Source organism: Peribacillus sp. NPDC096379 (assembly GCF_044762875.1).
Taxonomy (GTDB): Bacteria; Bacillota; Bacilli; order Bacillales; family DSM-1321; genus Peribacillus.
On sequence record NZ_JBIWFD010000003.1, the window covers coordinates 293,604 to 308,386 of the forward strand.

Below are 14,783 nucleotides of genomic sequence, written 5' to 3' on the forward strand. Positions count from 1 at the left end.
TTTCCGCAATTGAAAGACTCTTTACTTACTGTTACATCTCTATTATTTATCTTTCCTTATGAGTAGTGAACAGCACTCCACATGCGATATCACATAACTCTTATACAAAATAACAAAAGAGTTTTGAACTACTTTTTTAAATTTTCTTCATTATCACCTTCTTTTCTAGCTTGTTCTTAAATATTTGCGTATTCAGTAAACCTTTGCCAAATTGTTTAACTATTTTCGCAAAACTCAATCCTGCTAATCGTTAATAAAAATGCTCTTTTCTGTTTCCTCTGACTTAATTTTGAGTGAAATCTTTTCTAACTCCATCCTTTAACCATTTCGCTGTCAATGTCTCTGCATTTAACATTCCTTCTGGTGGACCTTCTAATATAATTTGTCCACCTTGTTTGCCTCCTCCTGGGCCCAATTCTATTACCCAGTCGCTCGCCGCTATAAAGCTTAGATTGTGTTCGATTATGATGACAGAATTACCTCTGTTTACGAGATTTTGAAATACGTCTAAGAGTTTTTCATTATCTTCTGTGTGTAGTCCTAAGGATGGCTCGTCTAATAGGTAGATTTGTCCTTCTTTTTGTAAGTGGCTTGCGAGTTTTAGACGCTGGATTTCTCCTCCGCTTAGAGAACTTGTCGTCTGTCCTAAGGTTAGATACCCTAATCCTACGTCTTTTAACGTATTCACCCTTTTTATAATCTTTGGTACTTTGAAATAGTTAATAGCCTCGTCTATAGTTAAATCTAAAATCTTTACTATATTTTTATCTCGATATCGATAGACAAGCGCTTCTTCTGAATATCTCGTACCGTCACATGCTTCACATGAGATTGTCACTGGATCTGCAAATGCTACGTCTGGCGCTATTACTCCTTTTCCATTGCAGATAGGACATGCTCCTAAGGAGTTAAAGCTGAACAAACCCGCTGGTTGCCCTGTCTCTTTTGAAAATATTGAGCGAATATCGTCCATTATTCCCATATATGTAGCCAGCGTTGAACGGTTAGAAATTCCTATACTGCCTTGCCCAACCATTATGGTTTCTGGATAACTTTCTGTGAATGCTTCCAACATTAAGGAACTTTTACCTGAACCAGATACTCCACATATAGAGACTAAGACATTTTTAGGAATATTTACGCTTATATTCTTTAAGTTATTGTTACTTGCTCTTTTTATTGTAAAATAACTTTTTATATCTCTTGGATTTTTGTTTATTTTTAGCTTGTGGTTTAGAGTTGTTGCGGTTGGAGAGTTTTTTAGTCCTTCTAATTTTCCTTGGTAGACAACTTCTCCTCCGTTTACACCTGCTTCTGGTCCCATCTCTATTATTTCATCCGCTACTCTTATTACTGATAGATCGTGTTCGATTACGATGACAGTATTATGTTGGGCTTTTAGCCTTTTTAGCATCTGTATTAACATATCCACTTCTTCTGGATGGAGTCCTGCACTTGGTTCGTCGAAAATGTATGTGATATTGTTTAGACTGCTCCCTAATTGACGAGCGATTTTTCCCCTTTGAGCTTCGCCACCAGACAGGGTGCCTATTTTTCTTGACAGACTCAAATATCCTAATCCCATTTCAACTAATTGTTTTATATGTGGGATTACTTGCAGTGCTATATATTCTCCCAATGGATCTTTTATGTTCTTTAGTTCTTCCAGTAGTTCTGTAAGCTCTAATCGATCGTATTCTGCGATATTTAAACCATTTATTCTACATTCCAATACCTTTGGGTTTAGTCCTGAACCTTGGCAAGTTGGGCATAATGAATGTTTTGATACTGCTAAGACGTCATCTTGGGTTACTCCTTTTAGCTTTGAGATATCTCTATTTATATAGAGGCGCGTAAACCTAGGCAATAACCCATCCCAATCATGTTTTTGAGGTCCATGTTTTGTGTGAAACGGTGCATTGACTTTTTCACCTTCTCGGGGGCCATATAATAGTAGATGGAGTTTTTCTTCTGAATAGTCTTTTATGGGTTTATCTGGATCGAATAATCCGCAAGTCATCATCCAATTACCTTGCCAACCCGAAGGCGATAATGGCTTAAATCTCACTGCATAACCTCGAAGTGACTTATCCAAGTCGACCATCTTATTTAGGTCCGGCGAAATGACCTCTCCAAATCCACTACATTCTGGACATCTTCCAAAGGAACTTTGGCTCAAAAAATCGCTGGCAGAACCTATTGATGGTTTTCCTATTCTTGAAAATAAAAGTCTAATGAGTGGATTTATATCCATATAGGTGCCAAGTGTTGAACGGGAATTGCCTCCTATCGGTCTTTGCTCTACTACGATAACTGGGCTTAAGTTTTGCATAAGATCGGCGTGGGGTCTTTCGTACCTTGGCATTTGATATCTGACATAGTGAGGATAGTTCAAAGTCATTTGTCTTCTACTTTCTGTTGCTAATGTATCAAAAACAACTGAGCTCTTTCCAGAGCCTGAAAGACCAGTAAATACGATGATTTTTTCTTTTGGTATGTTTAAATCTACGTTTTTTAAGTTATTTTCTTTAAGCCCTCTTAAAATGATTTCATCTTTTATTTCTGGCATTTTGTCATCCTTTCTGATTTTACCTACTATGCTTCTTTCAGTTCGCTACAAGTCTAGTCAACCCTGACAAGGGGAATACCTTTCACAAATTCATATTCGTTTTGTGAGGATACTTTTGTTTTAATACCTTTTTATTTACCACCCATTATTCGTTTAATTACTTATATTATAGTAAATTAAAGTGATTAATTGTTTAAATATTCATAAAATAATAAAATCTGTCGAGACTTTCTCGACAGACTGATTCAATCAATATATTGATTGTCTTGTTTCACACTTTCACCTATTAATTTATATAGCTTTGTTAATCCGTTGCAAGAAAACTAAAAGGCAACAACCCCAATAGGTTAGTTGCCTTTCTTTAAAATGAGCTGTGAGATTCACTCCACATGTCCCGAGTGTAAGTGGCAACACATGGGATGTTGGTGAGTCTTTTGTGAGCTATAATTAATGCTGTTATAATAAGTGGGTATATTTTAGCTTTTTATTGTTAACAACGGTCATTTTTGTTAAAAATATAAAATAAATCTTTATTTTATATTTTAATCTAGAATATACGATTGCATGAATTTATATCATTATGATATTAAATTATCCATAAGAATAGCCAGAGAAGCGGAAATGCCTGAGCTTGAGGAATACATACAAAACTTGACAACGGCAAGGTATAAAGGATTACCAAAGTAGTCTCTTGAATTAGAATAAACCGACTGTGTTATTTAAAACAGTCGGTTTGGTTTCGGTGATTGATTATTTCAATAGCTTCTTTCGCCAATCAAGGCTTTGTTGCTCGATTCTTCTACCATGTTTCTTAAATCAGCCCCAGATGGATTCTGGAATACTCTAAGTCCAAACTCTGGTGCAACTGCAAATAGATGGTCAAAGATATCAGATTGCACAGATTCATATACTGCCCACTGTACGTCATTGGTAAATGCATAAATTTCTATAGGCAACCCGTGTTCACTATGTCCCAGCTGTCTAACCATTAAGGACATATTCTGATTGATTCCATGGTGATTCTTGAGGTAATTGCTGATATACACCCTAAAAACACCGATATTGGTAAGGGCCCTACCATTCACACGATTGTTCCGATCTATTTCATTTTTGGCATTGTACTCAGTAATTTCCTTTTCCTTTTGAATAATGAAGTCTGAAAGGTAATGAACTTTTATAAATTTCTCAATCATTTCCTCAGTGCAAAACGTGATACTGCTGGTATCTATATACAAAGGGCGCTTGATTCGTCGGCCGCCTGAGCTTTGCATCCCTCTCCAGTTTATAAAAGAATCGGAAATAAGGGCATAACTTGGTATCATCGTAATCGTTTTGTCAAAATTTTGAACCTGTACGGTATTTAAAGAAATATCAATAATGTCACCATCTGCTCCATACTTTGGCACTTCAATCCAGTCACCAACCCGAACCATATCATTGGTCGTTAACTGAATTCCTGCCACTAGACCTAATAACGAATCTTTAAATACTAACATCAAAACTGCCGAGAGAGCACCAATACCACTTAATATGATAAGAGGACTCTCCCCTATTAGGTTCGAGATGACTAAGATGAACCCGAGAGTCATGATAATAATGTTAACCACCTGAATATATCCTTTAATAGGCTTAACCTTGGATATTTCAAAGGTTTGATAAATATCATTAAGTGCATTAAGTAAGCTTTGAATAAACACTAACCCTACAATAATGATATAGGTAATGGCCAATTTTCCGATAACTGATTGATAGGTTGGAAAGGTTGAAGAAAACGAATAAATAATGATCGCAGGAACAATGTGGGATAACTTTCGAAAAACTTGTCTTTCCAAAATGACTTTACCCCACTTGACTTTGGAGTTTGTAACGATACGAGTAATAATCCTGATCACTATTTTCTTTGAAATAAAATTCGCTACGATACAGATAAGCCCTATTAGCAAAATCTTGATTATAATCGAAAGATATTGTACTAATCTAGGATCTAGTTCCATATCCAGAAGTAGATTATTAATGAATTGCATCTGTTCTCCTCCGTTTCAATCTGCATAATAAGCAACTTTACGGGTAAAGTATCTAAACTGTCAATTTTACTTTATCAATAACGAAAAAATGGTGCCTTAGCCCCTGAGCTGTAACGCTTCAGTTTATACTCGGGTCAGTCAAATGGAAGTGTTCATACGTTGCAGGAAACGTTAAAAGGCAACACCCACAAGGGTTAGTTGCCTTCTTTTAAAATGAGCTGTGGGATACACTCGACATGCGTCGAGTGTATGTCGCAACACAAGGGTGCTGGTGGGTTTATTACATTCTTAAAACCTTTTTCTTTCAGAAAACAGACTATATCAAAACAAAAGTTGCCGGTCGCAAAGGAACTTGAAACTGAATAAAATAAGTACACATAAGTTGATATGATTCATTTTTTCTCTAACTTTTGAGAGTTACATCATTTCACTGTCCCGGTCCCATCAACATTCTTTTCCAAAGTTATCAAGCAATGCACGCACTTCATCTGTTGATTTCGTGTTCATCAATTGATTTCTTAATTCACCAGCTCCACGGAATCCTTTGACATAAATTTTGAAAAAGCGATGAAGCCCTGTGATTGAACGTGGCAGTACTTCCGCATATTGATCTTGAAGATCAAGCTGCAGTCTTAATAGATCAAGATATTCTTTACTGCTATGCTCTTTTGGCTCTTTTTCAAAAGCAAAAGGATTTTTAAAAATACCTCGCCCGATCATAACGCCATCAATACCATATTGTTCAGCAAGCTGCAGCCCAGTTTGACGGTCAGGAATGTCTCCATTGATTGTTAGTAGCGTATTTGGTGCGATACGGTCACGTAATTTTTTAATTTCCGGAATTAGCTCCCAATGCGCATCTACTTGGCTCATTTCCTTTCTGGTACGTAAATGAATAGAAAGGTTCGCAATATCCTGTTTTAAAATATGCGTTAGCCACTCCTCCCACTCATTTACATCCTTATCGCCAAGTCGTGTTTTCACGCTAACAGGCAGTCCGCCCGCTTTTGCTGCTTGAATAAGTTCTGCCGCAACGTCTGGACGCAGAATAAGGCCACTACCTTTCCCTCTCGATGCCACATTCGGTACAGGACAGCCCATATTAATATCGATGCCTTTAAATCCTAGCTCTGCCATGCCAATACTCATTTGACGGAAATATTCGGGATTATCCCCCCAAATATGCGCCACCATTGGCTGTTCATCTTCTGTAAAAGTCAAACGGCCACGCACACTTTTCATGCCCTCTGGATGACAATAGCTATCCGAGTTTGTAAACTCTGTGAAAAATACATCCGGTCGACCGGCTTTACTTACTACGTGACGAAAAACAACATCTGTCACATCTTCCATTGGTGCAAGTACAAAAAATGGTCGTGGTAAATCACGCCAAAAATTATCTATCATTTCAAACTCAAATCCTCTCACTATGGATACAACTTCAAACTCTCGGTCAAAAAATAGAATGCCAAATATTCCACTTCTTTTACACTTATATCATGCTTAATAACTTATTATCAAACACAAGTGCATGTGGACATTTATTATTTGTGAAAAACTATTGTGAAATTCGACAATATTTATTTTAACGAAAATCGGTCCTAAATGGTATTTTTATAAACAAAAAAAACAGATGGTATAGATTTTTTCTATATCATCTGCTTTTCTATTATACCAACTTCAACTACGCGACCGCTTTACAATAGCCAGGCACTGTTCGCCATTAGTGATGGATGGGAAAAATGTGTCAGTCCCCTGTCATTCTTATTATCTTTGGGCTAACGTCTAAATACGCATTAATGTGCCATTAGGCTTTGGTAACTCCTGATCTGTTATCTGATTCATTTTACAAAAATGTTCAAAAAATTGTTGTGCCAGCTCTCGTTCCTTTGGGTCACTTTTCAACGAAACTATATCAAGCAAAATTTGAGCCATCCATGAATTATCAAAATAACGGTATTTACCTGTATTCCATGTCATTTTTTGGGGGGATTTTTCATTTACATAATATTCCCAAAAAAGCATCTGATCCGATTCCTGTTCTGTAAGTTGGAGTCTGTATTTTGAATGAGCAGGAATATATCCATCTTCACAAAGCTTCCCGATAAAATCTTCATTCACCATATAGACACCTAAGATACGTCGGTCTTTTTCAGGCATGCTGGAATCTATTGCTGTTAACAGGACAGCGCTATTTTGGTGCAAGCGGATGGGTTTGTTTGGCTTCCCCTTGTTATTACCACTTTTTATTACGCCTGAAAAAACCTTCCACTCTGAAAAAGAACGATTCTGTTCTTCTGTGTCACACCAAAAAACCATTTGTGATTCGGGATGAAGTTTATGATTTTTCATAAGTTTTTCATGCTCTAAGCGAAGTTCCTGGTTTTTTCTTTGTAGTTTTTTTTCCTCTTCCTTCTTCCATTCTTCCTCATTTCGCTCCATTTCCTTTTTTTGTATAATCTTTTCAAGTGAATTAGCAACACTTTTATCATGTAGTTTTAGATGCTTTTCAAATACGTCGGGGAAAACAAACTTTTTATTTTCGGATGCGAAATGTATTTCAATACTAGATTCATTATGGTTAACTATACTACCCATGCCAAAGCGCTCGTGTGTAACTTTCTTATTGATTAGATTCATTATTCTAGTCCTCCTTGTAGAATAAAAACTCAGTTACTATTAGATAGTAAATTAATAATTTTATTCAACTAACTTCCTTTAAAGCTCACACAACTATTTGTATTTTTCTTCGGTTTAAAAAAGGAGATTAAAAAAACGTATCCATAATTCTATCTGCAAAAAAATACAGCGGAATTCGGAATACGATTAAAAAAACAATTGTAAGACTATTATAACATTTTTTGAAAATATTGCAAATTCCTTATTGACAACACATTTTATTATGAGGTAAAATTAAGTTTTATTCTCTGCACTTCCTTGAAATAGCTATGAAATAAAGGCCTCCAAAAAGTCGCGAAACTTCTGAAAAGCCCCTATAAATAACCACTTGATTACATCACTGTTGATAAGCTGTGGAAAAATTTTATTTAACATGTAGGATTTTTAATTTTTAGTCACACTTCTTTTAAAACTATCAGCGATACTACCTCAACGTGTATTGAGTACTGACTGTAGGAAAATATAAAATAAAATTGAGATGTAGTGGTGTGTTCATCTTTGGGATTTTATATCTTCTTGATATATATAAGATATACATTCTAAGAAAGGCATTATTTTAATTCCGCTCGAATATTTTAAATATTCTAATTACATATTTTTCTTCTTTTATGTAAATGCAAAAGTTTTTTGCTATTCTCAACATCAAATCCTTTTAAATGAAGGGCAACGGTCCGGACTGTATTATCCCTAATAGTAATCAAATTTTCCTCTAAATCAGTTTTACTTCTATTGCTTTCATGCACAGTTACACATCCTTCAAATTCCGCTTTGGTCAGAAATTCTAAATTCAACATCCCCATTGCCCTTTCTTCCTAAGTTAGTAATGTCCTTACAACCTGAATTAAGATGGCCAATCCATTCATCAATCCCTTTTCTCATATCTGTTTTACCGCAAGTGATGTAGATATATTTTACATCCTTATAATCATGTTTTACCAATACCTCTACTGCTTCATGATTGTTTGGATGATGCGTTCCTCTACACCGTTGTAAAAAAAGATTTCTGCAGTCGTAGCTATAGTTTTATTTTCGGAATGAAGAGTGACGGGGACAATTGTAAATTTTTCTTGTTACATGAGAAAGCACCTCCTTTAATTGATACTTGTATCGTATCAGGAGATGCTCTGGACTAATATGTTTTTTGATTATGGGTCGCATGCTACCACGAGCTCAACTGACTAAAGGCATAACGATAAAGATTGCCCAAATATCAAGGCATTCTTTTTTTATTATAAAAAATCAACATTAAGATTAACAAAGCAATAGTTTTAAATAACTACGTTTTTTGAAGGATAATTGTCGTCATAAAATCGAGTAATTTCCCATCATTTAACCAGTCTATTTTGTCTTCTATTTGAGGAACAGCATGGTCTTCTAAATAGTTCCAATCATGTTTAATTTCTGTAAAATCATTAGAATTAGCAATTTCCATTCTATTTTCACGCATTATAATGCGATACTTATATGGCCATATTGGCATACCCACTTTATGTTCTTGTAAAATAAAATATTCATTTTGCCTAGTATTTTTCCACCATGTTAACCCACCAAGAGTTGATATCGGTTTCCTGAAAGCCATAAAACCATCTCCGTGTTTATTTAAATTTTCCTGTTCTTAAAAAAGCATCTACCCATTTTGCTGTTTCTACTTGATGATGTATTTCCTTATGCCCATATGGTAAGATAGTAAAATCCTTTAAATTGGGCAAATACACCGAATCAACTTCAACTCTACCGTCATTTTCATCTCCAATTAATTTTCCTAACAGAAGATTATTTTTACAACCTGCAATAGCAGCCATTTCGATTTCAGAATTATTCTCGATATTAAATTGTTCAACAGATTTGTAACTTAATGATTTCAATGTCTTATAGATTTCGACATATCCCTTAACATTTCCTGCAATATTAGCCAACTTACTCCCTTTATTAGGTGTTGCTATGAGTACACATCTTCCAATTTTATGAGAATATTTTGTATCAGCGATCAGTTTCCTAATAACTAATCCACCTGTACTATGACCAACCAAGTAGATTTTCTCATCTTTTCCTAAATCTAATTGAATCATTTCTTCTAAAATTCCCTCTAAAACAAATGATGCAAATTCAATTTCTTTATACGTAAGTGGCAAATCTGGTAAAACACAATCATATCCCAATAATTCTAAATTTCGTTCTAATGGTCTCATGTCTTTAGAACCTTTATTAAATCCATGGATTAAAATTACTTTTATAGTGAGCCCTCCATAAAGTACTTTTTATTAACTACTCATATACATATATTTGATTTTTTCCGTTTCTTTTCGCTTCATAGAGTCCTAAATCAGCAAGATGAAATAATTCATGAAACGTTTTTACAAGACCTTGTGAGTTATCTGCAACTCCTATACTAGCTGATATGGAGACAGAGTTTCCATCTTTAGTAATTTTATTATTCTTTAAGTTCTCATTTAATTGTTCCGTTCTCTTCTTACCCGTTTCAAGTGAAACATCCCTTAAAATTACCACAAATTCGTCCCCGCCAAAGCGTCCAATGATATCGGTTTTCCTAAAAATCGCCATACAAGCATCGCTTACTTGTTTGATCACTTTATCACCGAAAAGATGTCCATACTGATCATTTAATTGATCTAAATTTGTCAATGTCAAAAGCAACACAAACGACACTTTCATTTTTTTCAGCGGCTTGTTTTAACCAATGATTTGGCAATCAGCATAGATTTATGATCATTACACTTCAAGCCTCGTTCAAGAAGATAGTAGCAAGCTTCGATGGTGCTTTAATTTTTTCTGAGTTTCAAATAAAAGGGTTGAGGCTACCTTAATATTGTTAAAAGTGATTAATTGTTAATCCGTTGCAAGAAAACGAAAAGGCAACAACCGCAGTAGGTTAGTTACCTTTCTATACCATAAGTTATTCCGATCCACATGACAAACTTGTTAATTAGCATTTTGTATCTAGCTTTTATGGACTGCTAAATGATCATTTTCCATCCTGATAATGTCAGCCATTTTTCCTTTTCCTTATAATCAGGCATCATTTTTCCAACAAGGCGCCAGAAGGATCGGTCGTGATTCATATGAACCATATGGCACATTTCATGAACGACTACATAGTCAATTACCTCCTGTGGTGCCATTGCCAGTCTCCAATTAAACGTTAACTGCCGATTTGAATCACAGGTGCCCCAGGTAGTTTGGCTATCCGTAATACGAAGAGAACGTGGTTTTGTTTTGAAATTCCGCTGATAGGAGGATATACTCTTCTCCACTAGATCCTTACACTGCTGGTAATAAAATCGTTTTAAAGCTTGTTTTATTTTTTCAGTGTCAGACCGCTTTACATAAATATGTAACTTTTCTTCTTTAAACACTACATGGTCTTGCGTTATATTTATATCTTGAAAGATCTCTATTGGATAGGTCTTTCCCATATAAAGAAAACTCTCACCATACTCATAGACCTTTTTTTGCGGTCCTTGCAGCCTATCCTTCATTTCTTTCAATTTTTGCTGAATAAGATCCCACTTATCCTCTAATAACTGAAGTACTCTGCCATTAGGTGTCCCTTTCGGAGCTTGAACTTCAATATTTCCATAACTGTCTATTATAATCCCTATAGATGTACGATTTTTGTATTTGATTTCAAAACGTATGGTTTCACCTAAGTAGGTATGTATCATGTCATCACCTGTGCCCTTTGATTCCCTGCATCACTATCTCTTTTAAAACTGCGATTTCTGCTTTTTCGAATAAATCTTCAGTAGTCCATGCTGTTTAGAGACAGTTCCCTTGTTTCATTTTGATTAAGAAAGATACATATTAATCCCATTAAATTTCATTCAAAAATGATTGAATAAATGGGATAGCGGCACCAATAGGTACTCCATTTGCCAGTGAACGGCTGATATAAATAAATGGGTCATTGCTAGGAAATGCCGTTTTTTCGTTTACTTTTTCATGAAGTGTTTCGATATCATCTTCCGTTAAATAAGGAGATAGATAACCGCCTAGAATAAATTCACTGTTCAAAACAAGATGAATATTGTTGATGGAAATGGCTAAATGACCTAAAAAGGAATTCCACCTCTTCACATAAGAAGGAATTCTGGAACGGACTTGTAGAAAAAAGAATTCTAATGTTTCATCATCATCTAGAAGTGCATGAACAGAGCTAATCGTTTCCATGCAGCCTTTTTTCCCGCAGTAGCAAGTAGGACCATCAGGAATAATCGTCATATGTTCGACCGTTCCACTATGCCCTTCTTTCCCCATATAAATTTGACTATTTATGATAATCGCACCCCCTAGGTGTGGACCAATCGATAGATAGACTGCATCGCCAATATCATTTCTTACCCACAACTCTGTTGTTGCCGCACACTTAGCATCATGTAAAAACATACATGGGTAAGGGAGATACTTTGAAAATACTTCAATATCTAATCCTGTAGCAATTAAGATTTTTCCATATGTGATTTTTTTCCCGTCATTTGACGTTAATCCTTGTACGGCAAAACCAATACCTAGAACCTGCTCATTTGTCACATCGAGTGACGAGATGAAAGATTGTACAGCTTGACTTAACTCTTTATAATAACGATCTTCATTGGCATAATCCATCGCTAGTCTCTCTTGCAAAAAAGCATGACCACGCAAATCAATGGCCAGAATCTGTACGGTCCTCTTCTGAATCTCTACCCCAATGCTAATCCGAGCCTGAGGGCAAATGGCATAAGCTGTTGCACGCCTTCCCACAGAAGATTCAAACTGCCCGCTCTTCTCAATCAATTTTTCCTTTTCCAAACGAACGAGATTCTGGGTGACCGTTGGTAAACTCAAATGAAGTTGATTAGCAATTTCTTGTTTCGAAAGCTTCTCATTTTGAAAAATGAGGTGGTAAATCGATGAATAATTGCTTTTTTTTATATCTTTAAACGTGATGCTATTGTCCATGAAAAAGACACCCCATTTTATAAACTAATTTTATAAAAACATTTACTTTAACTCTTCAAATATATCACAAGAACGGATTCAAACACAGCTTTGTCATAAGTTATCTGCCAATTATAAATTTTGTATATATTGACTATCAGAGAAAATCGTTTTATTATGTAAATGTATTTTATAAAATGATTTTACAAAATAAATTAATAAAAGAGGATTGGGGAAAATGGGGATTATTGAAAAAATGAGATTGGACGGAAAGAAGATTTTTGTAACAGGCGGGGCAAGAGGTATTGGTAAAAGTGTGGCAACGGCTTTTGCTGAAGCAGGAGCAGATATAGCGATTGTGGACCTGGATATTGAGGAAGCCACAAAGACAGCTCAGGAACTTGAAAAAAATAATGGGATCAAGTCAATTGCCATCAAGACAGATGTCACCAACCCAGCAGATGTAGATGCCATGATCGAAACCATCCTACAAGCATTTGGTCGTTTAGATGTTGCTTTTTGTAATGCTGGAATCTGCATGAATGTCCCAGCAGAGGAAATGACCTATGAACAGTGGAAAAAAGTCATTGATATTAATCTTACCGGTGTATTTTTAACAGCACAAGCAGCGGGAAAAGTCATGTTAAAACAAGGTGGCGGTTCGATTATTAATACGGCTTCGATGTCAGGACATATTGTAAATGTGCCGCAACCACAGTGCTCGTACAACGCATCTAAAGCAGGTGTCATCCAGTTAACCAAATCGTTGGCAGTAGAATGGGCAACAAGAAATGTACGGGTAAATTGTATCAGTCCAGGATATATCGGAACAGAACTTACCTTAAATTCTCCAAACTTACAGCCATTGATCGAACAGTGGAATGAAATGGCACCGCTTCACCGAATGGGTAGACCAGAAGAGCTTCAGTCCATTTGTGTTTATCTGGCAGGAGACACGAGCAGCTTTACTACAGGATCTGACTTTACCATCGATGGAGCTTTCACTTGCATTTAATAGATTAATAATTCGGGAGGAAGCATCTATGAATTACTTACTCGGTACAGATATCGGAACATCCGGTACCAAAACAATCCTAATGGACACGGAAGGAAATTTAATCGCTCAAGATTTACAAGAATACGATGTGCTAACCCCAAAATCATTATGGGCAGAGCAGTGGCCGGATGTATGGCTGGATGCAACGAAAACATCGATTAAAAACACGGTACAAAAGTCAGGAGTACCTGCGGGGGAAATCCGCGGAATCGCCATTAGCGGGCTTTATGGAGGTTCAGGAATTCCATTGGACGAAAACATGGAACCAGTTAGGCCGTGCATGATTTGGATGGACCGAAGAGCCGAAGCGGAAACAAAGTGGGTCTTAGATCATATTGGAGAAGAAAAACTCCGCGAAGTTACCCATAATGGAGCTGACCCCTATTACGGCTATACCAAAATGTTATGGATGAAAAATCACGAACCGGAAAATTGGCAGAAAACCAGGCTCTTTCTCCCGCCCAACGATTATGTAATCTATAAACTGACCGGACAAATTGCCATTGATTATTCCTCTGCAGGAAATATCGGCGGGATTTTTGATATGAATAACCGAACCTGGTCTAAAGAAATGATGGATGCGATGGGAATTCCGCTGTCGATGATGCCAGAGAAAATCGTGGAATCAACTGATATTGTCGGTGGATTGACCAAAGAAGCCGCGGAGGAGCTGGGCCTTTCAGAAGGAATGCCTGTGGTCGCCAGTGGGATTGACAGCGGTGCTGCCAATATCGGCCTAGGCGTATTTGAATCTGGTATTTATGCAGCGGCCGTTGGAACTTCGATGTGCGCAGCCTTAATATCTGATCAACCAGTGAAAGGGAAAGATTTGATTGTTTGGCCGTATTTATTTGATGCGAAAAGACTTTCCTATTATTTTGCCGGAGGAGCTACAGCTGGAGCGATTGTAAAATGGTTCCGTCAGACGATGTGTCAATATGAATTGGAAACAGAAAAAGAAGGCGGAAAAAATGCCTATGATGTGTTAAATGAACAGGCCGCAGACATTCCAGTTGGAAGCGAAGGGTTGGTTGTCCTTCCTTACTTTATGGGAGAACGAAGTCCTATTTGGGATTCTGATGCAAAAGGTACCATCGTGGGACTTTCATTGGCACATACAAAGGCTCATATTTATCGTGCCTTTCTGGAAGCGGTTGCCTTTTCTCTACGAGATGCGATTGAAGCGACCGGAGAAAATATAGGCGAATATATCCTACTAGCCGGTGGTGTTACAAAATCAAAATTGTGGAGACAAATCTTTGCTGATGTCACAGGCTATCCAGTGGTCTGCCCGATTCATGATGTAGAAGCAAATATGGGCGATGTCATGCTTGCTGGTATTGGTACAGGTCTTCTCTCTTATGAAGATGTGAAGAAATGGCAGGTTCTCGATCAAAAAATCATGCCAAATAAAGAGAATCATAGGATATATAATGACTATTACCAAGTTTATAAATCAATCTATCAAAATTTAAAGTCTAATATGAAAACGTTGACAAGACTTTCTGCAACATAATTT

At 36.5% G+C, this 14,783-nt stretch carries 12 protein-coding genes; 2 read left to right on the plus strand and 10 right to left on the minus strand.

Annotation, left to right across the window (positions count from 1 at the left end; genetic code table 11):
* Positions 1–283: 283 nt before the first annotated feature.
* The 10 genes from ACIQZI_RS15490 to ACIQZI_RS15535 form a co-directional block, all read right to left on the minus strand.
* Positions 284–2,569, minus strand: a complete 2,286-nt coding sequence (locus ACIQZI_RS15490) for an ATP-binding cassette domain-containing protein (protein WP_403074464.1) — start codon at positions 2,567–2,569, stop codon at positions 284–286.
* A gap of 755 nt (positions 2,570–3,324) precedes the next feature.
* A complete protein-coding gene (locus tag ACIQZI_RS15495) occupies positions 3,325–4,593 on the minus strand; it encodes a mechanosensitive ion channel family protein (protein WP_403074466.1) in 1,269 nt (422 codons plus the stop codon).
* A gap of 444 nt (positions 4,594–5,037) precedes the next feature.
* Complete coding sequence (locus tag ACIQZI_RS15500) at positions 5,038–6,000, minus strand: tRNA dihydrouridine synthase (RefSeq protein WP_403074468.1); 963 nt, start codon at positions 5,998–6,000, stop codon at positions 5,038–5,040.
* A gap of 378 nt (positions 6,001–6,378) precedes the next feature.
* Positions 6,379–7,233 carry a malate synthase gene (locus ACIQZI_RS15505; protein WP_403074470.1) on the minus strand — a complete coding sequence of 285 codons (855 nt, stop codon included), beginning with the start codon at positions 7,231–7,233 and terminating at the stop codon, positions 6,379–6,381.
* A gap of 623 nt (positions 7,234–7,856) precedes the next feature.
* Positions 7,857–8,072 (minus strand): hypothetical protein, encoded by a 216-nt coding sequence (locus ACIQZI_RS15510; RefSeq protein ID WP_403074472.1) that lies wholly within the window; start codon positions 8,070–8,072, stop codon positions 7,857–7,859.
* A gap of 476 nt (positions 8,073–8,548) precedes the next feature.
* Positions 8,549–8,851 (minus strand): hypothetical protein, encoded by a 303-nt coding sequence (locus tag ACIQZI_RS15515; protein ID WP_403074474.1) that lies wholly within the window; start codon positions 8,849–8,851, stop codon positions 8,549–8,551.
* Between the two features lie 16 nt (positions 8,852–8,867).
* The gene (locus ACIQZI_RS15520; protein ID WP_403075188.1) at positions 8,868–9,506 is read right to left on the minus strand and encodes an alpha/beta fold hydrolase; all 639 of its coding nucleotides are present in this window, start codon (positions 9,504–9,506) and stop codon (positions 8,868–8,870) included.
* A gap of 31 nt (positions 9,507–9,537) precedes the next feature.
* The gene (locus ACIQZI_RS15525; protein ID WP_403074476.1) at positions 9,538–9,945 is read right to left on the minus strand and encodes a GGDEF domain-containing protein; all 408 of its coding nucleotides are present in this window, start codon (positions 9,943–9,945) and stop codon (positions 9,538–9,540) included.
* Positions 9,946–10,247: 302 nt separating this feature from the next.
* On the minus strand, positions 10,248–10,955 hold the full coding sequence (locus ACIQZI_RS15530; protein WP_403074478.1) for a M48 family metallopeptidase: 708 nt from the start codon (positions 10,953–10,955) through the stop codon (positions 10,248–10,250).
* Positions 10,956–11,103: 148 nt separating this feature from the next.
* Positions 11,104–12,228 carry an ROK family transcriptional regulator gene (locus ACIQZI_RS15535; protein ID WP_403074480.1) on the minus strand — a complete coding sequence of 375 codons (1,125 nt, stop codon included), beginning with the start codon at positions 12,226–12,228 and terminating at the stop codon, positions 11,104–11,106.
* A 217-nt stretch (positions 12,229–12,445) separates the two neighbouring features.
* Between ACIQZI_RS15535 and ACIQZI_RS15540 the strand changes: the two genes are divergently transcribed.
* Both ACIQZI_RS15540 and ACIQZI_RS15545 read left to right on the plus strand, forming a co-directional pair.
* Entirely contained in the window at positions 12,446–13,222 is a 777-nt protein-coding gene (locus ACIQZI_RS15540) for an SDR family oxidoreductase (protein ID WP_403074482.1), read from the plus strand.
* Between the two features lie 28 nt (positions 13,223–13,250).
* Entirely contained in the window at positions 13,251–14,780 is a 1,530-nt protein-coding gene (locus ACIQZI_RS15545; RefSeq protein WP_403074484.1) for an FGGY-family carbohydrate kinase, read from the plus strand.
* Positions 14,781–14,783: the final 3 nt, after the last annotated feature.